Source organism: Galbibacter sp. PAP.153, assembly GCF_037029175.1.
Lineage (GTDB): Bacteria > Bacteroidota > Bacteroidia > Flavobacteriales > Flavobacteriaceae > Galbibacter > Galbibacter pacificus.
This window is the reverse complement of record NZ_JAZEUN010000021.1, coordinates 35,201-60,710: the sequence shown is the minus strand read 5'-3', so window position 1 is coordinate 60,710 and position 25,510 is coordinate 35,201. Positions and strand designations below refer to the sequence as shown.

The following is a 25,510-nucleotide window of genomic DNA, read 5'->3' as shown; positions in this document are numbered from 1 at the left end:
TATAGTTTTTTTAATGTTAAAAATTGTAGGTGAAATTAGCAGAAAGTGTTCTTGGGGTTTGTGGATTAATGGTAGACCACCCTCCGTAATACTCTTCATTGGCTATGTTGTCAAGCTTTAAAGTAATCCCAAAATCTTCGGTTTCATAAAAGATAGAAGCGTTGATGATGGTATAAGAAGGCAGGGTAAAAGTACCGAGTACATTTCTATTAAAAATCATGTTTTCATCAGCATAGTTTCCTCCAAAACCTACTCCAAAACCTTTTAGAGATATGTTTTGAAAACGATAGCTAGCCCATAGGTTTGCTAAGTTTTGAGGCCCGGCACCTTCCGGTCTTCTATTTTCAAAAGCTGCATCACCTTCTTCAAGATTACTGTCGTTGTAACTGTATCCGGCAACAATGTTCAAACCTTCAATGGGGTTGGCAGTTATACTGGTCTCAAAACCTTTGCTACTTTGTTTTCCTTCTTGATTGTAGTAATAATTATCTGCATCAATATCAATTCTTAAAGCTCTATTGCTCACTTCAATATCATAATAGCTTATGGTTGCAGCCAATTTATTGTTGAACAAGTTTAATTTAGTACCAAATTCAAACTGATTGGCATGTTCTGGATCTAAGGTTTGTGTTGATTGATCTCCATCAGTAATTACTGTTACAGGAGCTACATTTGTAAATCCATTCATATAATTTGCAAAAACAGAAACCTTATCGAGTATTGGTTGATAAATCAATCCGAATTTTGGTGAAAAAGCTGTTTGGTCATGAGCGTCATTCGAGAAATGATCAAGACGTACACTGGCCATTGCAGAAAGCTCAGGCATAAAGTAGATTACATCAGACACATAAGCACTATATATTTTTTGTTCCGATTCGCTATATTGAGCCCCGGGGTTTGCTAATTGGGCAATACCGGCATCGGCACCTGCCTGTGTAAGCACACCCGAATCATCTGGGTACGATGTTCCCATTGGAGTGCCCGATTGCTCGTGCAATGCTGGAAGGACAGCTTGAAATTCTTCATTGTTAGAACCAATATATACATAACCTTGATTTCCATATCCGGTACCATTATTGATTACTTTTTGATTGAAGAAATCTAAACCGGCTACCATTTTATTTTTGAAGTTCCCTAGATTGAATTCGCCAATAAAATTTTGTTGAATATCTGTGCCTAAGGTTTCAGAGTTTTGTTTGCTTGTATATCGAGATAGAATGATGCCGTCGTTAATAGGAGCTTGTTGATTAACTGTATTTGTGATTTCATATAAATATGAATAATATCCATCTGACTTAGCATTGGAGCGTGAAAAAACAGTTTGAGAGGTCCAATTGTCGCTTATTTTATAGCGCATCTCACCTTGCAAACTATAAGTAGGGTTGTTTACATACAAATCGTTGCTTGTATAAGAACGGTTGTTGTTGTAACCTAATTCATCCATATTGTGAACGCGTAACTCAGAAGCACGATCTAAAAATAACATGGTTTGATTGGTGTTTTTACCGTTGTAGAATTCAGTATTGATAAAGAACGACAAACGATCGTTCACCTCATAAGCCAACGATGGTGCTATGTAAAACGACTTTTTAAAGCCTGCATCCTGAAAGCTGTTTTGTGTATGGTATGCCGAATTTATACGAAGAGCAATGTTTTTCTCGGTACTTAAGAGGGTGTTTACATCGGCGGTTACGCGATTTAAACCATAACTTCCGGCCGTATACGATACATTTCCGCCAAATTTATCAAAATAGGGGCGTTTGGTATTGATATTGATAAGTCCGCCATAACTAATCAAGCTACTTCCGTAGAGTGTTCCAGAAGGGCCTTTAATTACTTCAACACTTTCAATATTAGCAGGGTCGGGCGTCCCATTGGTTAATCCCGGTAATCCGTTAATCATGGTTGGTTGAACGGCAAAACCGCGAAGGGAGTAATAACCGCTTCCATCGGCACCTCTTCCAGTAGATTCCCATAACTTATATAAACCGGGAACATTTTTTAGCGCATTATCAAAATTTGTAACTACTTGTTCGCTCAATAACTGAGAAGGAATGGTGTTGTATACTTGTGGGTTTTCAAGATCTTTAAGAGGGAGCTTGGAAACGACCGTGCTTTCTGGCTTGTAAAATTTGTTTGTTTTGTTAGCTTTCAGGACCACTTCGTCCAGAGATTCGTTTACTTCTTTTAATTCAATAGTTGCAACAGTGGTTACTTGATTGCTAAATACCTTGGCTTCTATGTTTTTTCCTTTGTAGCCAACATATGAAATTTTAAGTTTATAAGTTTTCGGGGCAAGATTGTCTATTTGAAAATCTCCTGAGATATCGGTGTTTATACCAATATTTGTCCCGGATATTAATACATTTGCATTTGAGATGGGGTAACCTTGATCGGAAATTACTTTTCCTTTTATACTACCATTTTGCCCGAAAATAGATAAGGTTGAGAATAGGAACAAAAAGGCTGTAAATATGTTCTTCATATGAAATCAGTTATTTATATTTGGTCTAAATAAATCGAGTAGCAAATTTAGAAAAGGAAATGCTATGGCAATGACGTGATATGGAAAAAAAAAGACGCGATTTTATTAACTGTGAATTAATCAATCTCAAGGGCAGAGACATCGGCTTTAAAGAAGTTGTAGGGTCTTGTATTTCAGTGGTTAATGGAGTTGGTTGCGATTATGCCGTATACAAAGTCCATGGTAAATATGGAAAAGGGGATATCAAACATGTTCAAATCGGGAGTGTTTCCATTCAAACATGTAATCTCGAACTGGAAAAGGACCTTGTTTTTTATAACGAAACAAGCGAGGATTTTATACACATGTCTTTTTTAATTGAAGGGGAAAAAATTATTTCCCTGCGTGGCAACAACGATGTTTTAAATGAAAGCCAAGAATGTTACATGGCAAGGGTTGAAGAATTTAAAGGATATGTAAGACTAACAGGAGAACGGCCGTATAGGGAGGTAAACATTAGTTTTCCATACTCTTACTTGCAACAGCGGGGCATTATGGAGGTAAACGACTTTAAATCATACAACGATAATCATTTGGTGCATCCTATGTCTAACGAGATACTTACAATATTGGCTCATATTCAAGAAACAACACTTGAGGGGGTGAGCAAAAGATTGTTTCTAGAGGCAAAGTTATTGGAATTGCTGGCCTTGCAATTAAACAATTATAAAAATGGACAAATACAAAAATCGGGGGTTAATCAGGATAAAATATTAAAGAAATTGTATGCCGCTAAGCAATTTATGTTGGAGAATTTGGACCAGAATTATTCAATCAAGGAAATGTCCCGAAAAATGGCGCTCAACGAATATATATTCAAAAAAGAATTTAAGCGGGTCTTTGGTTGTTCAGTAAATGAGTTTTATTCTGATAAAAAAATGAACAAAGCAAAAGAATTATTAAAAGTCACTCAGCTCCCAATTTATGAAATTGCCGGGGAGGTGGGATATAAAAATGCCACACATTTTAGTGCGGCATTTAAAAGGGCTTATGGAAAAACTCCTAAACAGTTTAGGGTAGTTGTATAATTATTTTTAGTTATTTTTCTTTTGAAGGCTCTTTGCCCTTAAGTTTCTGAATAATCTCTTTAAAATGTTCTCCAGCCGCTTCACGGCCACCAAGGCCATAGCTTAATGCAACGGTAACGGCAATGGCACCTATAATAAAGGTAAAGGCCGTTTCAACAATCTCGTTGGCAATCCCCATGGTACGCAATGCTATTGCAATAAATAATGCCAGGGAGGCCGCACGGATTATCCCGGCTACAAATTTGTTGCTTTGCGACTTGTTTACCATATTGTAAATAAGGAGCGAAATGTAATTTCCTATGACCAATATAAACAGGCCGAATAAAATTTGTGCGGTAAGCTCTAGAATTTCATTTAAAATGTTGGTAAGCTTATCCAGCTCCAAAATTTCTACCGTTGTAATTATACCAAAGAAAACGATAAAGAAATAACAGATATTGGCCAGTATTGCAGAAACCGATTGCTCTTTTCCAATAATTTTCTGAAGCTGAATCTTTTCAGCATGTCTATTTTCATGCTTTTAAATAAATCTTGTGCAAGATTTGTAAGGTATTTACCTCCCCAGATGAATAACACCAAAATAGCAGCGGCTACCAAAATATCGCCAATCATTACCGTAAACTGGTTAAGTATATTGTTTGCCGGCCTTGATATTGCCTTTATTCCCAAAGAATTTAAAGCTTGAATCAAAAAAGGGATTAAAATAAGAATGAAAATTACTTTTTGGATTATGTTAATAAGGCTGTCGGTGTCTTTAAACCCTGTTTTTTCTATGATCTTATCCAAAAATGTTCCGCCGAGGTTAATAAGGTTTGATACAAATTTTGCCAGCAAATAACCCGCAAAACCAATTAAAAAGGCTGCTATTAAATTAGGTATAAAACTAAGTATGCGTGCAACCATACGCTCTAATGGGGATAATACTTTGCTTACACCCAATAGTTCAAGGACCACCATAATTACAATAATCATGATGACATAATAAAATATGTTGCCAATAAATTTATTGGTGTCTCCTATGTCTGTTTTTGCGAGTAATTTATCGTCGACAGTAGTTTTTTTAAGAAGCTTGACAACTACAGCCTTAACTCCCCTCGCAATAAGCCATCCGATAAGTAAAACCAAAACGGCACCTACCATACTAGGCAAAAATTCTAAAACCTTATCGGTAAAAGGCTGTAAATATTCTCTTATATTATGCATTTAATTTAGATTAAAATTAATAATTTGCTTAATATAAGAGAAAATAAGAATATATACAAGAAATAAATTCTATTTTTGTTTCTGTTTGTATATAATTTGCCTAATTTCTGTTAAATGCGTTAGCAGTTTTTCTATATGATCGAGGTGAAGCATATTGGCACCGTCACTTTTTGCATTGGCAGGATCAAAGTGGGTTTCCATAAACAAACCATCAACCCCGGCCGCAATTCCAGCCTTGGCAATGGTGCCAATTAATTCGGGTCTTCCACCGGTAACACCACTGCTTTGATTGGGCTGTTGCAAGGAGTGGGTAACGTCCAGCACAACGGGGGCATATTGTTTCATGGTTGGAATACCGCGAAAATCTACAATCATATCCTGATAGCCAAACATGGTTCCGCGGTCAGTAATAATGGCTTGTTCGTTATTACAGTCCAATACTTTTTGTACGGCATGCTTCATGCTTTCAGGGCTCATAAACTGGCCCTTTTTTAAATTGATGGTCTTTCCCGTATTGGCGGCGGCAACTACAAGGTCTGTTTGACGCACCAAAAAAGCGGGAATTTGTAAAATATCGACATATTCGGCGGCCATAGTGGCATCGTTTACTTCATGGATGTCTGTTATGGTGGGGACATTGAATGTTTCGGATACCTTTCTAAGGATTTTCAGGGCTTTTTCGTCGCCAATTCCCGTAAAAGAATCAATTCGGCTACGATTGGCCTTTTTAAAACTTCCTTTAAATACATAAGGAATATGTAGCTTATCGGTAACGGAAACTACTCTTTCGGCAATTTTAAGCGCCATGTCCTCGCCTTCAATGGCACATGGCCCGGCCAATAAAAAAAAGTTGTTTTTATCGGTATGTTTTATTTGTGGGATTTTATTTAATTCCATTGATGAAAATTTTATAGTGCAAAGATACAAAGTTTAGGGGCATGGGTTGAAGTCAATTTATGTGCGGTTAAAATTTATATTGATATATGAGAGCCACTATAAACGCAATGTTATATTTTTGTAGAATATAATATGAATTTATGAAACAGGAAGACTTTTTAAAGGAAAGAAGTGGAAATACATGCGAATTAAGTGGTGGTACGAACGATTTAGTTGTTTATGAAGTTCCATTTAGCAATAAAAGCAACGACATAAACGCTATTTTGATTACAAAAAAATGCCTTGATCAAATAGAAAAAAGGGAAGAACCGGACAGTGCATTTTGGGAAAAGATTTTACCGATGTCCATGTGGAGCGAAATTCCTGCCGTACAAATGGTTTCTTGGCGAATGTTGAACCGTTTTAGAAACGAAAGCTGGGCAGCCGGTGCACTGGATATGATATACCTTGAAGATGATGTGTTGGAATGGGCAAAAGCATCTGGAGATCATTTAAATGACGGAAGCGTCCAGTTGCATAAAGACAGCAATGGCAATATCCTTCAAAATGGCGATACTGTAACGCTTATAAAAGATTTGGATGTGAAAGGATCTTCACTAAACGCAAAAATTGGAACAGCTGTTAGAAATATTAGATTGGTTCACGACAATCATGAACAAATAGAAGGAAAGGTGGCAGGGCAAATGATTGTGATACTTACAAAGTTTGTGAAGAAACAATAAAAAAGTAAAATTCAGAAATTTTAAGGAACCGGATCGTAGCCCGAACCTCCCCAAGGGCCACAACTGGCAATTCTTTTTACGGCCAGCCAACCACCTTTAAACAGGCCGTGCTTTTTTAAAGCCTCAACCGTATATTGCGAGCATGTAGGGGTATAGCGGCACGTGGCAGGGGTTAACGGCGAAATAACCGTTTGGTACACCCGCACCAGAAAAATAAAAGGCGCTATAATGATTTTTTTTAACAATTTTTAAGGTTCAAAGGTTCAAAGGTTCAAAGGTTCAAAGGTTCAAAGGTTCAAAGGTTCAAAGGTTCAAAGTTGTAAAGGTTTCAGGTTTCAAGTTTCAAAGATTTATAAATTCAACAATTAACCATTAACACTTATCAACTATCAATTAATTCAAACTAAAAGTAGTGCCATCTTTTCCATCCTTAAGCTGTACCCCAAGGGAGGTCAGTTCGTCCCTGATTTTATCTGAAGTTGCAAAATCCTTGTTGGCCCTGGCTTCGGACCTTAACTGTATAAGGAGCTCGACGGTTCCTGTTAATTTATCAGAAGAATTGTCTTGGGCATTTCTTTCATCTTGCAAACCAAGAACATCAAAAATAAAGGCCTGCATGGATTCTTTAACAACTTTAAGGTCTTCGGCAGAAATGGAAGCTTTTTCTTCTTTTATTAAATTAACCTGTTTTACGGCTTCAAATAAATTTGCAATGAGTATAGGGGTGTTAAAATCGTCGTTCATTGCATCGTAGCAACTTTGTTTCCATTCCTTTACGTTAAAAGATGACGTGGTTCCCGTTGCCAAGGAGTCTAACATATGGTATGCATCCATTAATCGGTTAAACCCTTTTTCTGAAGCCAATAAGGCATCGTTGCCAAAGTCTAAAATACTTCTGTAATGTGCCTGCAACATGAAAAAACGGGTTACTGCCGGGGAGAATGGTTTGCTTAAAATATCGTTATCGCCAGAAAATATTTCGTTGGGCAATATATTGTTCCCGGTAGATTTTGCCATTTTCTTGCCGTTTAAGGTAAGTAAATTGGCATGCAACCAATAATTAACGGGTGTTTTCCCCGTAGAGGCTTCAGCTTGTGCTATTTCGCATTCGTGGTGTGGAAATTTTAAGTCCATGCCCCCGCCGTGGATATCAAATTGCTCGCCCAAATATTTGGTGCTCATGGTGGTACATTCAAGGTGCCATCCAGGGAAACCATCGCTCCATGGCGAAGGCCAGCGCATAATGTGCTGAGGTTCTGCTTTTTTCCAAAGGGCAAAGTCCTGCGGGTTTTTCTTTTCGGACTGACCGGCGGTTTCGCGGGTGTTATGGATAAGGTCTTCAACCTTACGCTTGCTTAATTTTCCGTATTCGTTTGTTTCGTTAAATTTTAAAACATCAAAATAAACCGAACCATTTACTTCGTAGGCAAAGCCGTTATCGAGTATTTCTTTTATTATTTCGATCTGTTCAATAATGTGCCCGGTGGCCGTTGGTTCAATGCTGGGCGGTAAATTATTGAATTTATTGAGCGTGTTATGAAAATCTACCGTGTAGCGCTGTACAACTTCCATGGGTTCTATTTGCTCCAGACGCGCTTTTTTTGCAATCCTGTCTTCCCCTTGGTCTGCATCGTTCTCCAAATGCCCGGCATCGGTAATATTTCTAACATACCGCACTTTGTAGCCTAAATGCTTAAGGTACCTAAAAATCATATCAAAAGACATAAAAGTCCTTACATTTCCTAAATGTACATTGCTGTATACGGTGGGTCCGCAAACGTACATGCCAACATATCCTTCTGTAATAGACTTAAATATTTCTTTTTCTCCTGTAAGCGAATTGTAAACTTTTAATTCTTGATCTTTAAATAACATGTATGCGGGCTGTTTTCTTTTAGTATGGCAATAATAACCCTAAAATTAATCATTGCCAATTTGCAAATAGTTTTGGTTATTCAATTTTCCTTAAAATTCCGTATCGAGTTTTATGTAGTCCAAAAATTCCCTGCGCACTGCCTGGTCTTTAAATTTGCCGCCAAATTCTGCGGTAACGGTACTGCTTTCAATATCCCTTATCCCACGCGAGTTTACACAAAGGTGTTTTGCATCGATAACGCAAGCAACATCTTTAGTGCCCAAGACTTTTTGTAGCTCTTGTACAATTTGCATGGTCATACGTTCTTGTACTTGTGGTCTTTTTGCAAAATAATCCACAACACGGTTCATTTTGGAAAGTCCAACAACATTTCCGTTAGAGATATACGCAATATGGGCACGGCCGACAATGGGCAATAAATGGTGCTCGCATGTAGAATAAACCGTAATGTTTTTTTCAACGAGCATTTCGCCATATTTGTATTTGTTGGAAAACGTAGAAGCTTTAGGTTTTCTGTCTGGATGTAGCCCAGAAAAAATTTCTTTAACAAACATTTTTGCAACCCTTCTTGGGGTGCCGCGAAGACTGTCATCTGTAAGGTCGAGCCCCAAAGTCTCCATGATATTGTATACCTGGGATTCTATTTGTTCTATTTTTTCGTCATCTGAAATATCAAAGGCATCTGGCCTCATGGGAGTTTCGGCTGCAGATGATGCATGATCGTTTCCTAATTCTTCAAAGTGATCTTCTAAAGCTTTATCTATTTTCATAAGTAATTTTATTTGTTTTAAAGTCTGTTAATGACTTTTCTTAATTAAATCATTATCAGTCCTTTAAAATATATTTTTTATTGCTGTCAACTACGCCGGGGACTATAGCCGTATGTTAATTGTAAACAATGTGGCTGTCAATAAAAAATTGACAGCAAAGATACATATTTATGCCCTATTAACGTTAATATTGTAGTAAGTTGCAATCATTTTATTTATTTATTAACTTTCAATCTGTACCAACCAATACAAATGAAGATAATAGCCCCATGCTTTTTAGTTGTATTTTTTATAGGAAACTTTCAAATTTTTTCACAATCTATTTCTCCAGATTGTATTGATGCCGTTCCTATATGTAAGGATATACTCAACAGCGGCGTTTTAAATGGTGCCGGAACAGACGATTTTAACGGTGCTACCCAAAGCGGATGTTTATTGCAGGGACAGAACGACGGCATAGAATCTAACGCTGTATGGTTTCGTTTTAGGGCAATGGCTACCGGACAATTAGGATTTAACATATTGCCAAATGAAGCGGGGCAGGACCTTGATTTTGCGGTATATGGCCCCAATCCGGTTTGTGGCAGTTTGGGGAATCCAGTTGGCAACGATGGTACTTTGGTAGATTGCGGAATTTCTAATATTGCCATAGATTTTATAAACGATAACGATTATACGGGGGTAGGTATTAACCCGGCCACGGGCACCCAAACCGTTACGTATGCCCCGTTTATGCAGGTGCAGGAAGGCGAAGAATATCTACTTTTGGTGAACAGCTATTTTGGGGAGTCCAATGGTTTTCAGTTGGAATTTACCGGAAATGTTTTTTCTGGTAGCAACCAGGCCTTAGATTGTTCTTTAGTGCCCGATCTTTTGCAGGAGCCGGAAGAGGTTTTATGTGAAGGGGAAACCTATATCCTTGACGGGACTTTCGAGAACGCAAGCACATATAGATGGTCGGTAGACAGTACTCCCGATAATGGAATCGATGATTTTACCATTATTGCAGGGGCTACCGGTCCAACATATGAAGCTGCTTCAAATGGTATATACAGGGTAGAGGCAATTTATCCGCAGGGTTTTTCTGAATACGATGAGGTAGAACTCGAATTTTTGCCTGTAAATACGCCTGTTGTTACCAATATAGACCTTGTGGAATTCTCTAACAATAACACCATAGATATAAGCGTTGAAGATGCCAGTGAATATCAATTTCAACTAAACGATGGCAATTTTCAAGAATCCGGTTATTTTAAAAATGTCCCCGTGGGCCTAAACACTGTTACCATAAAACATATTAGTGGATGCGGAACGGAAGAAGTCCCGGTAATGGTATCTGGGTATCCAAAGTTTTTCACCCCAAATGGCGATGGCATACACGATACATGGAACGTGGTCGGGTTGGAAGGAAATACAACGGGACGTGTTTATATTTTTGATCGTTATGGTAAATTATTGAAACAATTAGCAACCGTCGCCATAGGATGGGACGGAACTTACAACGGAAAAATGATGCCTTCATCTGATTATTGGTTTCGGTTGGAGTATACTAATGCAGACAAAGAATTAAAAATTTATAAAAGTAATTTCACTCTAAAACGATAATGCCCTAAACTGATATTTCATTAAAAGAATAAAGAATGAAAGATCAAACAATTATTGTAGAAACTATAGTTAACGCAACTATTAAAAGCGTATGGAAAGCACTTACGGTGCCCGAAAAAATGAAAAATTGGTATTTTACCGTAAATAATTTTGAATTGCGCGAAAGAAACGAGTTTTATTTTTACGAGCCCAATGGCACTAATTTTAAACATGTATGCCGAATTATAGATATTGTTCCTGAAAAACGGATACGCTACAGTTGGAGCTACCCCGAGTACTCCAAAGGCGTTTCCATTGTAAGTTGGCAACTTGCAGCCCAAGACGGTAAAACTTTGGTGCGGTTAAAGCATAGCGGTATAGAAAACTTTATGGATGCCGGCAGCGATCTTTCCCGCGAAAATTTTGTGGCAGGATGGGAGGAAATCGTAAAAAAAAGCCTACCGGGTTATTTAGCAAATCAATCGTGAAGCATAATTGTGAAAGAAGTATTATATTTATAAGTATTAAAAACTTATAGTAAATGCTTATTTCTAAAAAAGTAAACGTTTATAGAATTTTAAGCGGAACATGGAGGCATTTTCTCTTTGAGATTATTGCATGTGTTGCCGCTTATTTTTTTTATAAATACATAGAATCCATTCATTTGTTCGATTCCATATTGGTTTCCAGCATTATCCCGACCATTTTGGGTACTGCCTTGGCTTTTTTCATTGGTTTTAACAATAACCAGGCATACGACCGTTGGTGGGAAGCACGAAAAATATGGGGCTCTCTGGTAAACGACTCCCGTTCTTGGGCCAGGCAAATTATTTATTACGTAAAAGAAGCCCCGGCGGCAGATACAGTAGATTTGCACACCTTGAAGCATACAATGGTGTACCGCCACATAGCTTTTTTATATGCTTTGAAGGACAATTTAAGAAATTCTAATTTCCAAGATTACAGAGCATACCTTTCTAAAGAAGATATAATAGCGGTCGAAAAAGAATCAAACAAATCAAACGCCATTTTAAACTTGCAGTCCGAAGATTTGGAAAAGCTTAGAAGTCAGGATGCTATTGACGGATTTAAGTTTTTGGAATTCAATAAAATGCTTATTAATTTTTGTGATGAAATGGGAATGTCCGAACGCATAAAGAATACCGTGTTTCCTACCACCTACAATTTTTATACACGGGTGTTCATCTGGATATTCATTATAAGCGTAACATGGTCTTCGGTAGACGAAATGGGGGCATGGTCTATTATGATAGGTATATTGGTGGGCTATATATTCTTGACTACCCATAAAATAGGAATGGCACTGTTAAACCCGTTCGAGAATATTCCAACGGGGATTCCGCTTGACCAAATAACGAGGACCATAGAAATTAACCTTCTCGAAGCATTAAAGGAAACCAACATTCCAGCGCCGGTTAAAAGCATTAATGGAGAGTACATTATGTAACGGTTAAATTTAATATTTTGAATTTTAAAAACTTAAGATGAATATTGAAGAAGAAAAACTTTCTGAAATTGAAGCACAGCTTTTTTGCCCAAAAGGGGAAAAAGGCATAGAAATGGGCGAAGCCATGCATGCAACCAATATAGGAATGACATTGGCAGCCATAAATGCCCTTGAAATTTATGATGAATGCAATATTTTGGAAATAGGGCATGGAAATGGCAAGCATGTAGACAATTTGATGCATGAGGCTAACGGACTTCGATATTTCGGGATTGATATTTCTGAATCGATGCATAACGAAGCCATTAAAAATACCTTGCCTTTCAAAGATCAAGTTTCCTTTTGTTTGTACAATGGGCTCAATATGCCTTTTGAAGCTAATTTTTTTAATAAAATCTTTACTGTCAACACGGTATATTTTTGGAAAAACCCACAAGAATTTTTAGAAGAAGTATATCGTGTATTAAAACCCGGCGGGCATTTTAGCATTAGTTTTGCCGATAAGACTTTTATGCAGCAACTTCCTTTTGTAAAAGAATTATTTGCTTTATACAGTGCCGATGATATGGAGGTACTTGCCTTGGGCTCTCCGTTTAAATTATTGAAAATCGACCAAAAAGCAGAAAAAGTAACCAGTAAGGCCGGGGAGGAGGTAACCCGGATTTACCACGTAGCGTTATTAGGGAAATGATTTCTAAACTGCTTTTTTAAATTTAGGAAACGGTCTGTACGAATAATAATTCAAAACAATTTCCAGGGCTTTTTTTAGGGCATCGTTAATGGGCATTATCTGGTTGCCCAAATAGAAATCTATTTGCATCAACTTTTTGTAATAATCAGAAAATATAGGGACATATTCTTTTTGTTTGAGCAAAGTAATGGCCTTGGAATAATTCTCGGCTTGATTTTCCTTAATCAATTTACAAGTAACAAGTCGCATATCTCCATACTTGTCGGTGGTGGCCGCATAGCCAAACAAACGGCAAATTAATCCTCTGTATAGATATGTTTCGCAACTGCCCTTCGTGATATTTTCAATAGAGAGCGGGGAATACACAATACAGGTTGGGGAAATGTTGTTTTGTAATTGTTCCAGTTTTGTTATGGCTTCGTGCCTTAAAAACCAATAAAAGGCAAGGGGCAAAAATTCCAATGGGCTAGCTTCAATATCGGCTTTGTTGCAGCATTTTCCACATCCGCTTGCGCAAAATATGCCCGTGGTTTCACGAAACTGGTTGATTTCTTCATCGAGGCAACCGAATAAGCGTTCGATTGCTTTCACTTTTCGTACAATTGACATATAATTATCAGCTGCAACTAAAACAAAATGTCCTGCATACTACGTAAATGATGAGTTTTTAAAAAGTGCTCATACAGACCGTAAATGTAATTTATTTTTAATATGAAAATGAAATCGGATAAATAAAATTTGTAGAAAAAGACTTTTAAAAAAGCCCGTATATAATTTTATACCGGGCCTCTTTTAAATTTTAAAAGTTGTGTGTTACATATTAAACGTAAACGATAAGGTAACATTTGTGTTTTTATTGTCTATTGCAGCCGTAGAGGTAAGTCCGGTGTCATATAAAGAGACATTATAATCGCGAAATGCTTGGCTAAAACCAAGGTCCAGTTTTGTTGGGCCAAAATTATAGCCTATCCCTAGAGAGTAACCATTGAGTTCGCCCATTGTAAATTCGTCTTTGTATGGGCTTCCTTCGTATCGGTATCCGCCTCTTAGGCTTAGGTTTTTTATACGGTACTCGCCACCAACCCTAACGGTCGAAACACCTTGGAACAATTCTTCCATGGCTCTGTTTTCTTCGGCAAAATAGGGGTCGGTTGTAGGTTTTATCTTAGCATTGGACATATCCTGATAGCTGTAATCTACACTTAAAAGCCCCGACTGGCCAAAAATAAAGGCGGCACTACCGGTATATTTACCTGGAATTTGAATTTTATAATCTGGGAAAACTATAGTTGAATTTGGAGTTGCTTCAGAATAAGTTGTGTTTGCATCGTTTGGATCGGCATAATAATCGGTATTGATCCTTTGAAAAAGTTCGTCTGTCATTGTATACCATGTAGGCGATTGATAGCTGGCCCCCACACGAACAATATTATTCAACTTGGCTATTCCGCCTATATTAAACGAGAATCCGTTTCCGTAGGTAAACAATTCGTTGTCAAACTGTACATATTGAAGTTTGGAATCGCTGTCGTAACCATATTCGTCAAATTGTGTGTTTTTTGTCCTTTCCAGACTATGGAAATTTAACCCAAAACCAAGGTAAATATTGTCGGAATACTGAGAGGCAAAATTAAGCGTGTACTTGCTATTAAAACCCGAGGTAACCACTAATTGCTCTTGCCCTATTCCGTTAGAGAACTTGGCATTGGAAATATAGTTTGTTTCATCTGGATTGTCCATTGTGGCCGGGTCTATAATATAATTTTGGTACCCGAGAAAACCTTGTTGTGCACTGTACCCCAAATCGTAACCAATATTTACATAGGCATCTGTTATGGTTTCGTTGTTAATAGGTTCTAAATCGCCCACTGCAAACCCGTTTGCATTGTTGAGGAAGTACTGCGCAATAGAGGTATTTCCGTCTCCAATGGCATAATATTCATTTTCATAATTATTGCTCAGCTCATAATTAAAAGCCATGGTAAATTTTTTCCATGGAGAATTGGTGTTTCCATTGTTGAATACCAAGGCACCTCCAATTTGGTTAAGCCTTAAATTGGAAAAATCGGTATTGCTGTCCCCGTTAAAATAGCGTGTGTCGTTTTTTACATGATAATTGGCTGCTGAAATAGTGAATAATGTATTTGTAAACACGGCCGAACCTGCCGGATTGATATTGATGGCAGACATATCCCCGCCAAGGGCACCAAAGGCTCCGCTCATACTTTGAAAACGGGCCGTACCGTTTAAGTTGTCGTTTCCGTACAGCACGACATCGTTTCTGTTTTGCGCAAAGGCTATCACGCCGACGAACAAGGCCGTTATTAATAAAACTCTATTTTTCATTTGATTATTTAAAAGTTGAGAATGTAGTAAAACTTATTTTATGTTGTTTGATTGCCGTTAAATTATACGCTTAGGTAAAATTTAATATAGCAATATCTTGAGCTTAAGTAAGCCCAAGACATTGTGTTTTTTATCTTCCGCCTCTTCTTCCGCCTGAACTTCTTGAACTGCCGCCAGAAGACCTGCTTCCACCGCTCGATCTTGAATAAGAGCTACTACTTCTGCTAGTCGAAGGTCTTGAATAGGAGCTGCTACGGGACGAGCTTGATGATCTTGAGTAATTTGAATTACTTCTAGATGACCTTGAGTAGCTGGAGTTGCTTCTGGAGGAACTCGACGATCTTGAATAACCAGAATTATTTCTACTACTATTTGAAGATGATCTTGAATAGCTGGAATTTGAATTTCTAGAATTATCGCCTCTTGAGTATCCCGAAGATCTGGTGTACCTATCGCGGTCAACACCAACTCGTGCACTGTTTGAATAGCCGTTTCGGCTTACAGAGCTTCTGCTGCTTCTGGTTGCGTTTGCATTTCTTGAATACCCTCTGGAAGTCCTGGCACTTGTACTGCTACGCCTTGTTGCTTGGCTGCTTCTGGAAACAGCGGCTGTAGTTCTTCCGTAGTACCCTCTTCTTGAGTTTGTATATGCATAGCGGTGTCCGTAATAATAAGGATAATATGCTGGTCTGTACCATCCGCCACCATAATAAGGTCCGTAGGGGCCGTACCATGAGTTGTATCCCCAACCCCAGCTAATTCCCCATCCGGGTCCGTACCATCCGGCGCCTCCATACCAGCCACCATAATAAGGTCCCCAGAACGGGTCGTACCATCCGCCGTAGTAGCCACCGTAATAACCGCCCCAACTGTTGTTGTATACATTAACTATTGTTTTTTCCGGGTTTTCTCCCCAGCCGGGATTTCCGGAGTTGTAGTTTAGTGCATATTCCTGGGTAACATCTGTGCTGTCTACTTGAGAGCTGGAATATCCATCAACATCGGTAAAAACGTCGTTTTGTTCTTGGTATTCTATAGCGTTATCCAACATTTGGGACCTGCTGTTGAAATAGGTCTCATAATCGGTAACAACCACATTTTCGGTTGTTTCGTTTTGTTTTTTATCATTGGGTGCTTGCGTATCGTCGTAATAAGCAATATCGTCATTATAGATTCCGTCTCTGTCATAATAAGAAGCCTGTTCATAAGAACCGCACGAAGCTACAAGGATTCCAATGATCAAAACGGCCGTAAAAGCCTTTATTTTTTTAAAAAAGTATAGTGTTTTCATCATTGCAAATATTTATTGTTGAACATAACAAAAATAGTTAGTTTTGTCAAACTATTTATTACATTTAACTAAGGTGCAAGTTTTGTGCCAAACTACAAATAATGGGTAAGAATTTAACTAAGAGAAGCGAAGATTATTCAAAGTGGTATAATGAATTGGTTGTTAAGGCCGATTTGGCTGAGAACTCGGCTGTTCGGGGGTGTATGGTAATTAAACCATATGGATATGCAATCTGGGAGAAAATGCAGGCCGAACTGGATAGGATGTTCAAGGAAACAGGTCATCAAAATGCATATTTCCCATTGTTCATTCCAAAATCATATTTAAGTAAAGAAGCCGATCATGTGGAGGGATTTGCCAAAGAGTGTGCCGTGGTAACCCATTACCGGTTAAAAAATGCCGAAGATGGTAGCGGGGTGGTTGTAGATCCAGAGGCAAAACTGGAAGAAGAACTTATTGTAAGGCCAACATCGGAAACCATTATTTGGGATACGTATAAAAAATGGGTGCAATCGTACAGAGATCTGCCAATATTGGTGAATCAATGGGCCAATGTGGTGCGTTGGGAAATGCGGACCCGCTTATTTTTAAGAACTGCCGAATTTTTATGGCAGGAAGGGCATACCGCCCACGAAACCAAAGACGAAGCAGTGCGCGAAGCCGAGCAGATGATGAATGTCTATGCCGAATTTGCCGAAGATTTCATGGGGGTTCCCGTAATAAAAGGAGTGAAAACAGATAGCGAGCGCTTTGCCGGGGCCTTGGAAACCTATTGTATTGAAGCCTTGATGCAGGACGGAAAAGCTTTGCAGGCAGGAACATCTCATTTTTTGGGTCAGAATTTCGCCAAAGCTTTCGATGTAAAATATGCCAACAGAGAAGGGAAGCAGGACTATGTTTGGGCAACCTCCTGGGGGGTTTCAACACGGTTGATGGGAGCCCTTATTATGACGCATAGTGATGATAACGGATTGGTACTGCCTCCAAAATTGGCACCTATACAAGTGGTAATTGTGCCCATACATAAAGGAGAAGAACAGTTAAATGCCATCACCGAAAAAGTAAAACCTTTGCTGAAGGAACTCCGTTCTAAAGGCATTACAGTTAAATACGACGACAGGGATACCTACAAACCGGGCTGGAAATTTAATGAATATGAATTGAAAGGGGTTCCGGTTCGACTTGCCTTGGGGATGCGCGACATGGAAAACAACACGTATGAAGTTGCCCGAAGGGATACCCTGACCAAAGAAACCGTTGCCGCTGAAGCTGTTGTTGAAAAGATTCAAGGGCTGCTTGAAGAAATTCAGGAAAGCGTATACAAAAAAGCACAAGAATATAGAGATGCGCATATTACCGAGGTCGATACTTTTGAGGAATTTAAAGAGCTTTTAGAAACAAAAGGCGGATTTTTATCAGCGCATTGGGACGGAACCGCCCAAACCGAGGATAAAATTAAAGAGTTAACCAAGGCAACCATACGTTGTATTCCTTTAGATGCCAAAGCTGAAAAAGGGCAGTGTGTCTATTCTGGCAAGCCTTCGGAGCGGCGCGTATTGTTTGCCAAAGCTTATTAATTCAAAAAAATCCAAAAAAAATATTTACAGGTATTGTATGATTTAAAAATAGTTGTATTTTTGCATCCGCAATTGAGAAAAAAATGGTCCGTTCGTCTAGGGGTTAGGACGCCAGGTTTTCATCCTGGTAACAGGGGTTCGATTCCCCTACGGACTACTAAGATTAAGTTCAATTTGACATACACGGTTTTTTACCGTAACTCTTGAAAAAGAGTATTTTGGTCCGTTCGTCTAGGGGTTAGGACGCCAGGTTTTCATCCTGGTAACAGGGGTTCGATTCCCCTACGGACTACTTTAAAAATAATGATAAAAGTAGAAGTAATTTCTACATTTTTTTAAAAAATTTAAGTTTAGAGAGATGGCAAATCACAAGTCGGCATTAAAAAGAATTAGAAGAAACGAAGCAGTTCGTCTAAGAAATAAATATCAACATAAAACTGTACGTAACGCTATCAAGAAATTACGTGCTACTGAAGATAAAAAAGAAGCAGAAACTTTATTACCTTCTGTAATTGGTATGATAGACAAATTAGCAAAGAAAAATATTATCCATGCCAATAAGGCTGGAAACCTAAAATCTGGATTAACTAAAGGAGTGAACGCTCTTTAATAATCTGGTTTTATACTATAATTTATAAACGCTCTGCTATTTTGTGGAGCGTTTTTTTTTAGACTTTTTTTTAAATATTAATAGATTTTAGAAAGATATGGAAAACGGCATTTATGCAAAGTTTAATACTTCAAAAGGAGAAATTCTTGTAAAATTAACTTACGACAAAACCCCGGGAACAGTTGGTAATTTTGTGGCCCTGGCCGAAGGAAACATGGAAAATAGTGTAAAACCACAAGGAAAACCATACTACGACGGACTTACTTTCCATAGGGTAATAAACGACTTTATGATTCAAGGAGGCTGCCCGTTGGGAACCGGTACAGGCGACGCAGGTTATAAATTTGACGACGAATTTCATCCAGAACTAAGGCATAACAGGCCCGGCGTACTGTCTATGGCAAATGCCGGACCGGGAACAAACGGATCTCAATTTTTTATTACACACGTTGAAACTCCATGGCTTGACGACAAACACAGCGTTTTTGGATTTGTTGAAAAGGGGCAGGAAATTGTAGATGTCGTACAGCAGGGAGATAAATTGGAGAGTGTTGAGGTTATCCGTATAGGTGAAGAAGCCAAAAATTGGAATGCCATTGAAGCGTTTAGGACCTTTGAAGGCGAAAGAGAAAAAAGAGTAGCCGCCGAAAAGGCCAAGGCTGAAGAAGCATTGGAAAAATTGGCCGCCGGGTTTGAAAAGACCGAAAGCGGACTGAGATATAAAATGATTCAAAAAGGAAATGGTGCAAAAGCCGAAAAAGGAAAAACGGTTTCGGTTCATTATAAGGGACAACTGGAAAACGGCCAGGTTTTTGATTCTTCCTACAGCAGAAACCAGCCAATAGATTTTACTTTGGGTGCTGGTCAGGTAATCTCTGGTTGGGACGAAGGGATTGCCTTGCTTCAGGTAGGCGATAAAGCCCGTTTTGTAATTCCTGCTCATTTAGGTTACGGCTCAAGAGGCGCCGGAGGGATAATCCCCCCAAATGCAACACTTATTTTTGATGTTGAGCTGGTAAACGTTAAATAATAAAATTATTATAACAATTTAAGGTCCTGTTGCATCTTGGTGTAACAGGATTTTTTATATTTGGCGCATGACTACTGAAGCGCTAGAAAAACTAAAATATCCAATCGGGAAATTTACAATTCCCGACAATATTACTTCAAAAGACATACAAAAGTGGATCAAGACCATTGAGTTTTTCCCCGATAAACTGGAAAGCCTGGTGGAGGATTTTGATGACCTTCAGCTCGATACGCCATACAGGCCGGGCGGATGGACGGTGCGTCAGGTTATACACCATCTGGCCGATAGCCATATAAACAGTTATGTGCGTTTTAAATGGACACTTACCGAGGAAAAACCAACCATAAAGGCATACCATGAAGATAGATGGGCACTTTTGGACGATGGGGCGCATGCAGATGTTGATCTTTCTTTGAGTTTGATAGAATCTTTGCATAAGCGATGGGCATACATGCTGAAAGGTTTAACAGATGAGCAATTAAACCGAACTTTTGTACATCCGGAATCTAAAGCCGAAATATCGCTGAAGCAGTTAATTGGAATTTACGATTGGCATTGCAGGCATCATTTTGCGCATATAAAAGAATTGGCCAAAAGGGAAGACTGGGTTTAATGGGCTGGCTGCGTAAGTTTTTTATGGGGTTGTTGTTTTTTGTGAAGCTTAAACCCGGATAGTCAAAAAAATATAAAGAAAAAAATAAGGCATAGTTTTTAACTTTCAAGTATTTTTGCGCAAACAAGCATTTTTCATGTATAAATTACTTATAAGGCCTATTCTTTTTCAGTTCGATCCGGAAAAAGTGCATTATTTTACATTTTCCATAATTAAATTTCTGAACAAAATTCCCGGTGCTTCTGCAATAACAAGGGCTTTTTATTGTTTGGATAATAAAAAATTGGAACGAGAGGTCTTTGGGTTAAAATTTAAAAACCCGGTAGGCTTGGCCGCCGGTTTTGATAAAGATGCCAAACTGTACAACGAATTGCATAATTTTGGATTTGGTTTTGTAGAAATAGGGACCTTAACCCCAAAAGGACAGCCCGGAAATCCTAAAAAAAGGCTGTTTAGGTTAAAAACCGACAAGGCCATTATTAACAGGATGGGGTTCAACAATGGCGGGGTGCAGGAAGCTGTTGATCGCTTAAAGAAAAATAAAGGGGTTTTAATTGGCGGGAACATTGGCAAGAATAAAAATACTCCCAATGAAAATGCTGTAGATGATTATAAAATTTGTTTTGAGGCATTATATCCTTATGTAGACTATTTTGTTGTGAACGTAAGCTCTCCCAATACTCCAAATTTACGAGAACTTCAGGACAAGGAGCCGTTAACCAAGTTGTTGCAAACACTTCAGGAAATAAACCGGGGGAAAGAAAAGACCAAGCCAATACTTTTAAAAATAGCACCAGACTTGACCAACAATCAATTACTGGACATAATTGCTATTGTGAACGAAACGAAAATAGCAGGGGTTATTGCTACAAACACAACAATTTCCAGGGAAGGACTTGCTTCTGAAAATAAAAAAGAAAACGGAGGCTTGAGTGGGGTGCCGCTTGCACGAAGAGCTACAGAGGTAATTCGCTTTTTGTCCGAAAAAAGCAATAAGTCATTCCCGATTATTGGTGTGGGTGGAATTCATTCGGCAAAAGATGCTCTGGAAAAAATAGATGCAGGGGCATCGTTGGTACAGATTTATACCGGATTTATATATGAAGGTCCGTCATTGGTAAAAAAAATCAATAAGGCTATTTTAAAATCGTAGTTGTTGAATTTAGAAATTCTATATGCATTTGTATTGGCTACAGCGGCCTTGGCGTTTGCTCCCGGGCCAGACAATATATATGTGTTAATGCAAAGCATGATCCATGGCGTAAAAAGTGGCTTGGCTACTGTTTTTGGCTTAATGTCGGGGTGTGTTGTGCATACCAGTTTGGTGGCTTTTGGGGTTTCAGTACTTATTAAGCAGTCTCCATTTTTATTTACGGGTTTAAAGGTTGTTGGTGCCGGTTATTTGTTGTTTTTGGCCTATAAAGTTTTTAAAGGCAATGCCCATATTAAATTGGGGGAAGGGCATGTCCCGAAAAAAACATACAAGTCGCTTTTTGTTCAAGGTTTTTTTATGAATGTGCTCAATCCCAAGGTCTCTATTTTTTTTCTGGCTTTTTTTCCGGGGTTCCTATTTAGCGATTCAATGAATAGTGTATGGCAATTTTATATTCTTGGAGCCATATTTATAGTGGTTTCCTTTATTATTTTTGCTTTTATAGCAATTTTGGCCGGACGTATTTCTATATATTTAAAACAACATAAAAATACCGGATTGGTACTAAAATGGCTTCAAATAGTGGTTTTTATGGGGATAGCAGCCTTCCTTTTATTAAAGTAACGTTTTATTCTTTGTCCTTTTTATAACTTAATTATTCTTTATTGCCCGTTTAAAAACACTTGTGTAAGCAATAGAGGATGTTTACCTTTGATTTAAACGTAATTAATTTTGACTAAAGATCATTTTATCTTCGATATGGACGGGGTCATAGTAGACAGTGAACCGGTGCATCAAGAAATATTAAATAAAGTTTTTCAGGAACTTAACCTAGAATTTTCAGTAGCATATCATCATACTTTAGTAGGGATGGCGGCAATTCCCATGTGGGAAAAAATCCGGACCGATTTCAGTATCGAAACAAACGCCCGCGAGCTAATGAACTTTCATAAGGAGTTTTTGTTTATTGAAATGGGCAAAAGAAAAATAGCCCCGGTTCCGGGTGTGATAGATTTACTTTTAAGATTGAAAAAAATGGGGATATCAATTTCCCTGGCTTCATCTTCTCCATTAAAATTGATAAATTTATTTATTGACCAACTAGAAATAAGAAGCTATTTTGATTATTTAATAAGTGGAGAAAATATAGAGAGGAGCAAACCTTTTCCGGATATTTTTTTAAAAGTAGCCAATGAGTATGGCGTTAGCCCAGATAAATTTGTGGTTATAGAAGATAGCCATAACGGGGTGAGGGCCGCCAAGGCAGCAAAAATGACATGCATTGGCTATAAGAACCCGAATTCGGGAAATCAGGATTTATCGCCTGCCGATATAATTATTACTAGCTTTACAAAATTAACCGATGAAAAAATAAAACTGATTGCCACGTAATAAATGGAAGCGGTAAAAATTATAGAATGCCCAAGGGATGCAATGCAGGGAATAAAGGCCTTTATTCCTACCGAAAAGAAAGCGCAGTATATTCAGGTACTATTGCGCTGTGGTTTTCATACGGTAGATTTTGGAAGTTTTGTTTCCCCAAAGGCCATTCCGCAAATGGTAGATACCGCACAGGTACTTTCCAAACTGGACTTGTCCAAAACCCAAAGCAAGCTTTTGGCAATAGTGGCAAACGTTCGTGGGGCAGAAGATGCCTGTAAATTTCCCGAAATAGATTATTTGGGGTACCCGTTTTCAATTTCCGAAAACTTTCAGATGCGCAATACACACAAAACGATTGCAGAAAGCGTAGATATTTTATCAGAAATCATAGAGAATGCCACTAAATCCGGAAAAGAAGTGGTTGCTTATTTGTCCATGGGATTTGGTAACCCGTATGGAGACCCATGGAATGTGGAAATTGTAGGAAAGTGGACCGAAAAACTTGCATCAATGGGCATAAAAATCCTCTCGCTTTCAGATACCGTTGGTTCTTCAACCCCCGAAACCATTCACTATTTGTTCTCTAATTTAATTCCCAGATACCCCAAAATTGAATTTGGTGCACATTTGCATACAACTCCCCAAAGTTGGCATGAAAAGGTCAATGCCGCATACAATGCCGGGTGTAGGCGCTTTGACGGGGCCATTCAAGGGTTTGGCGGTTGCCCCATGGCAGCCGATGAGCTTACGGGAAACATGCCCACCGAAAAATTACTTTCGTATGCCAATGCTGTCAAGGCAAATACCAATATAAATGCCATGAGTTTTGAAAGTGCCTACAACGAAGCTATCAAGATTTTCGATAATTATCATTAAAAACCATATTTTTTAAAGTTTTTATTGAAGTTTAAACCGTTATTTTATTGATTAAGTTAAGATATTCATAAAATGAAAATCAGCTTAATTCTTACTGAAAAAAGCAGTATATTTGCGTGCAACTAAATTAGAAGTTGCAATATGGAAGCTCACAATGCAAAGTTTGTTGGCGAAGGTTTAACTTACGACGATGTGCTACTCGTTCCGAACTACTCTGAGGTATTACCACGCGAGGTTAGCATTCAAACAAAATTCACGAAAAACATACAAATCAACGTTCCAATTGTCTCCGCGGCAATGGACACCGTTACCGAAAGCAGGATGGCAATTGCTATTGCCAGAGAAGGCGGGATTGGCGTTCTGCACAAAAACATGACCATTGAACAGCAGGCGCTCAAGGTTAGAAAGGTGAAGCGTGCCGAAAGCGGTATGATTATAGATCCTGTAACACTTTCCTTAAATGCCAAGGTGGAAGATGCCAAAAACAGCATGCGGGAGCATAGTATAGGCGGAATTCCCATTGTAGATGATGAAGGCTATTTAAAAGGAATTGTAACCAATAGGGACTTACGTTTTGAAAGGGACAACGACCGTCCCATAATTGAAGTGATGACCAGTGGGAACTTGGTAACTGCTGCCGAAGGGACCTCTTTGGAAGATGCCGAGGGAATATTACAGCAGCACAAAATTGAAAAACTCCCGGTGGTCTCCAAGGATAACAAGCTAATTGGCCTTATTACTTTTAGGGATATTACAAAACTTACCCAAAAACCAATAGCAAATAAGGATGTTTTTGGACGCTTGCGCGTTGCCGCAGCCATTGGCGTTACCGGTGATGCACTGGACAGGGCAAGGGCATTGGTACACGCTGGAGTAGATGCTGTGGTAATCGATACCGCACACGGGCATACAAGAGGTGTTGTTACTATTTTAAAAGAAGTAAAAAAAGAATTTCCCGACCTGGAAGTAGTAGTGGGTAATATTGCAACCCCCGAAGCGGCCAAATATTTAGTTGAAAATGGAGCCGATGCCGTAAAAGTTGGTATTGGTCCCGGTTCTATATGTACAACACGCGTGGTTGCGGGTGTTGGCTTCCCGCAGTTTTCCGCAGTATTGGAAGTAGCGGCCGCACTTAAGGGCACCGGGATACCTGTTATTGCCGATGGTGGTATACGCTATACAGGCGATATACCCAAAGCCATAGCCGCAGGTGCCGATTGTGTAATGCTTGGTTCGCTTTTGGCCGGCACCAAAGAATCGCCTGGAGAAACCATTATTTACGACGGAAGAAAATACAAATCATATCGTGGAATGGGTTCTGTGGAAGCAATGCAGCACGGAAGTAAAGACAGGTATTTTCAAGATGTGGAAGACGACTTGAAGAAACTTGTGCCAGAAGGAATTGTAGGACGAGTACCATACAAAGGAGAGCTGTTTGAAAGCATGCATCAGTTTATTGGCGGGCTTCGTGCCGGAATGGGATATTGCGGAGCAGGCAGTATAGAAGAATTAAAAAGCAAAGGACGTTTCGTAAAGATTACTTCAAGCGGAATTCATGAAAGCCATCCGCACGATGTAACTATTACAAAAGAAGCTCCCAATTACAGCAGATAAATGTTAGCTGTTAATAGATAATAGTTTTTAGGGAAAAGGGATTAGGGGTTAGTTATTTGTTAATGGTTAATTGTTATTAGGGGAAATAGAAAAGAGCCTTAAACTTTAACTTTGAACCTTTGAACCTTTGCACCTTTGAACCTGAAACCTCAAAAAGTGATTAGTGAAAAGGGATTGGGAAATGGTTATTTGTTAACTGTTATTGGTTATTAGGGGCTACAGCTCTCAACTTTGGACTCTCAACTTTCAACAAC

General features: G+C 38.7%; 25 protein-coding genes and 2 tRNA genes. 17 read left to right on the top strand and 10 right to left on the bottom strand.

Features of this window, described 5'->3' with window-relative positions; genetic code table 11:
- Positions 1–16: 16 nt before the first annotated feature.
- Positions 17–2,485: a TonB-dependent receptor gene (locus UXI14_RS13910; RefSeq protein WP_335966658.1), complete on the bottom strand. Its 2,469-nt coding sequence runs from the start codon at positions 2,483–2,485 to the stop codon at positions 17–19.
- Positions 2,486–2,565: 80 nt separating this feature from the next.
- Between UXI14_RS13910 and UXI14_RS13905 the strand changes: the two genes are divergently transcribed.
- Positions 2,566–3,552 (top strand): AraC family transcriptional regulator, encoded by a 987-nt coding sequence (locus UXI14_RS13905; RefSeq protein ID WP_335966657.1) that lies wholly within the window; start codon positions 2,566–2,568, stop codon positions 3,550–3,552.
- 10 nt (positions 3,553–3,562) lie between these two features.
- Here the strand turns inward: UXI14_RS13905 and UXI14_RS13900 are convergent, their stop codons facing one another.
- The 3 genes from UXI14_RS13900 to kdsA form a co-directional block, all read right to left on the bottom strand.
- Entirely contained in the window at positions 3,563–3,973 is a 411-nt protein-coding gene (locus tag UXI14_RS13900) for a hypothetical protein (RefSeq protein ID WP_335966684.1), read from the bottom strand.
- Positions 3,955–4,755 carry a mechanosensitive ion channel gene (locus UXI14_RS13895; RefSeq protein WP_335966656.1) on the bottom strand — a complete coding sequence of 267 codons (801 nt, stop codon included), beginning with the start codon at positions 4,753–4,755 and terminating at the stop codon, positions 3,955–3,957. The genes UXI14_RS13900 and UXI14_RS13895 overlap by 19 nt, the downstream gene beginning before the upstream one ends.
- A gap of 69 nt (positions 4,756–4,824) precedes the next feature.
- Positions 4,825–5,652 (bottom strand): 3-deoxy-8-phosphooctulonate synthase, encoded by an 828-nt coding sequence (kdsA, locus tag UXI14_RS13890; RefSeq protein WP_335966654.1) that lies wholly within the window; start codon positions 5,650–5,652, stop codon positions 4,825–4,827.
- A gap of 140 nt (positions 5,653–5,792) precedes the next feature.
- Here kdsA and UXI14_RS13885 point away from each other — a divergent pair, with 140 nt between their 5' ends.
- Positions 5,793–6,374 carry a PhnA domain-containing protein gene (locus UXI14_RS13885; RefSeq protein WP_335966653.1) on the top strand — a complete coding sequence of 194 codons (582 nt, stop codon included), beginning with the start codon at positions 5,793–5,795 and terminating at the stop codon, positions 6,372–6,374.
- Positions 6,375–6,394: 20 nt separating this feature from the next.
- Here the strand turns inward: UXI14_RS13885 and yidD are convergent, their stop codons facing one another.
- From yidD to folE, 3 genes are all read right to left on the bottom strand, one after another.
- Positions 6,395–6,619 (bottom strand): membrane protein insertion efficiency factor YidD, encoded by a 225-nt coding sequence (yidD, locus tag UXI14_RS13880; RefSeq protein ID WP_335966652.1) that lies wholly within the window; start codon positions 6,617–6,619, stop codon positions 6,395–6,397.
- A gap of 148 nt (positions 6,620–6,767) precedes the next feature.
- Positions 6,768–8,249, bottom strand: a complete 1,482-nt coding sequence (gene cysS / locus UXI14_RS13875) for a cysteine--tRNA ligase (RefSeq protein ID WP_335966651.1) — start codon at positions 8,247–8,249, stop codon at positions 6,768–6,770.
- Between the two features lie 90 nt (positions 8,250–8,339).
- The gene (gene folE / locus UXI14_RS13870) at positions 8,340–9,020 is read right to left on the bottom strand and encodes a GTP cyclohydrolase I FolE (protein WP_277901024.1); all 681 of its coding nucleotides are present in this window, start codon (positions 9,018–9,020) and stop codon (positions 8,340–8,342) included.
- A 252-nt stretch (positions 9,021–9,272) separates the two neighbouring features.
- Between folE and UXI14_RS13865 the strand changes: the two genes are divergently transcribed.
- Genes UXI14_RS13865 through UXI14_RS13850 form a run of 4 tightly spaced genes read left to right on the top strand, consistent with a single transcriptional unit; the run spans position 9,273 to position 12,763 of the window.
- On the top strand, positions 9,273–10,625 hold the full coding sequence (locus tag UXI14_RS13865; RefSeq protein WP_335966650.1) for a T9SS type B sorting domain-containing protein: 1,353 nt from the start codon (positions 9,273–9,275) through the stop codon (positions 10,623–10,625).
- A 35-nt stretch (positions 10,626–10,660) separates the two neighbouring features.
- Entirely contained in the window at positions 10,661–11,092 is a 432-nt protein-coding gene (locus UXI14_RS13860) for an SRPBCC domain-containing protein (protein ID WP_335966649.1), read from the top strand.
- Between the two features lie 53 nt (positions 11,093–11,145).
- The gene (locus UXI14_RS13855) at positions 11,146–12,072 is read left to right on the top strand and encodes a bestrophin family ion channel (protein WP_335966648.1); all 927 of its coding nucleotides are present in this window, start codon (positions 11,146–11,148) and stop codon (positions 12,070–12,072) included.
- A 37-nt stretch (positions 12,073–12,109) separates the two neighbouring features.
- A complete protein-coding gene (locus UXI14_RS13850; protein ID WP_335966647.1) occupies positions 12,110–12,763 on the top strand; it encodes a class I SAM-dependent methyltransferase in 654 nt (217 codons plus the stop codon).
- A 3-nt stretch (positions 12,764–12,766) separates the two neighbouring features.
- Here the strand turns inward: UXI14_RS13850 and UXI14_RS13845 are convergent, their stop codons facing one another.
- From UXI14_RS13845 to UXI14_RS13835, 3 genes are all read right to left on the bottom strand, one after another.
- Positions 12,767–13,354 carry a YkgJ family cysteine cluster protein gene (locus tag UXI14_RS13845; RefSeq protein WP_335966645.1) on the bottom strand — a complete coding sequence of 196 codons (588 nt, stop codon included), beginning with the start codon at positions 13,352–13,354 and terminating at the stop codon, positions 12,767–12,769.
- 222 nt (positions 13,355–13,576) lie between these two features.
- Entirely contained in the window at positions 13,577–15,109 is a 1,533-nt protein-coding gene (locus UXI14_RS13840; protein ID WP_335966644.1) for an aromatic hydrocarbon degradation protein, read from the bottom strand.
- Between the two features lie 130 nt (positions 15,110–15,239).
- On the bottom strand, positions 15,240–16,403 hold the full coding sequence (locus tag UXI14_RS13835) for a hypothetical protein (protein ID WP_335966643.1): 1,164 nt from the start codon (positions 16,401–16,403) through the stop codon (positions 15,240–15,242).
- Positions 16,404–16,501: 98 nt separating this feature from the next.
- Here UXI14_RS13835 and proS point away from each other — a divergent pair, with 98 nt between their 5' ends.
- The 11 genes from proS (at position 16,502) to guaB (ending at position 25,256) form a co-directional block, all read left to right on the top strand.
- Positions 16,502–17,977: a proline--tRNA ligase gene (proS, locus tag UXI14_RS13830; RefSeq protein WP_335966642.1), complete on the top strand. Its 1,476-nt coding sequence runs from the start codon at positions 16,502–16,504 to the stop codon at positions 17,975–17,977.
- An 85-nt stretch (positions 17,978–18,062) separates the two neighbouring features.
- Positions 18,063–18,134: transfer RNA gene (locus UXI14_RS13825), tRNA-Glu, on the top strand.
- Positions 18,135–18,197: 63 nt separating this feature from the next.
- Positions 18,198–18,269, top strand: a tRNA-Glu gene (locus UXI14_RS13820).
- A 66-nt stretch (positions 18,270–18,335) separates the two neighbouring features.
- Positions 18,336–18,587 (top strand): 30S ribosomal protein S20, encoded by a 252-nt coding sequence (gene rpsT / locus UXI14_RS13815; RefSeq protein WP_277901034.1) that lies wholly within the window; start codon positions 18,336–18,338, stop codon positions 18,585–18,587.
- A 97-nt stretch (positions 18,588–18,684) separates the two neighbouring features.
- Complete coding sequence (locus tag UXI14_RS13810; protein WP_335966641.1) at positions 18,685–19,617, top strand: peptidylprolyl isomerase; 933 nt, start codon at positions 18,685–18,687, stop codon at positions 19,615–19,617.
- 67 nt (positions 19,618–19,684) lie between these two features.
- Positions 19,685–20,230, top strand: a complete 546-nt coding sequence (locus tag UXI14_RS13805; protein ID WP_335966640.1) for a YfiT family bacillithiol transferase — start codon at positions 19,685–19,687, stop codon at positions 20,228–20,230.
- Between the two features lie 136 nt (positions 20,231–20,366).
- Complete coding sequence (locus UXI14_RS13800) at positions 20,367–21,383, top strand: quinone-dependent dihydroorotate dehydrogenase (RefSeq protein ID WP_335966638.1); 1,017 nt, start codon at positions 20,367–20,369, stop codon at positions 21,381–21,383.
- A gap of 3 nt (positions 21,384–21,386) precedes the next feature.
- Positions 21,387–22,007 carry a LysE family translocator gene (locus UXI14_RS13795; RefSeq protein WP_335966637.1) on the top strand — a complete coding sequence of 207 codons (621 nt, stop codon included), beginning with the start codon at positions 21,387–21,389 and terminating at the stop codon, positions 22,005–22,007.
- A gap of 108 nt (positions 22,008–22,115) precedes the next feature.
- The gene (locus UXI14_RS13790; RefSeq protein ID WP_335966636.1) at positions 22,116–22,775 is read left to right on the top strand and encodes an HAD family phosphatase; all 660 of its coding nucleotides are present in this window, start codon (positions 22,116–22,118) and stop codon (positions 22,773–22,775) included.
- A gap of 3 nt (positions 22,776–22,778) precedes the next feature.
- On the top strand, positions 22,779–23,642 hold the full coding sequence (locus UXI14_RS13785; RefSeq protein WP_335966635.1) for a hydroxymethylglutaryl-CoA lyase: 864 nt from the start codon (positions 22,779–22,781) through the stop codon (positions 23,640–23,642).
- Positions 23,643–23,783: 141 nt separating this feature from the next.
- Positions 23,784–25,256: an IMP dehydrogenase gene (guaB, locus tag UXI14_RS13780; RefSeq protein WP_277901041.1), complete on the top strand. Its 1,473-nt coding sequence runs from the start codon at positions 23,784–23,786 to the stop codon at positions 25,254–25,256.
- Positions 25,257–25,510 lie beyond the last annotated feature (254 nt).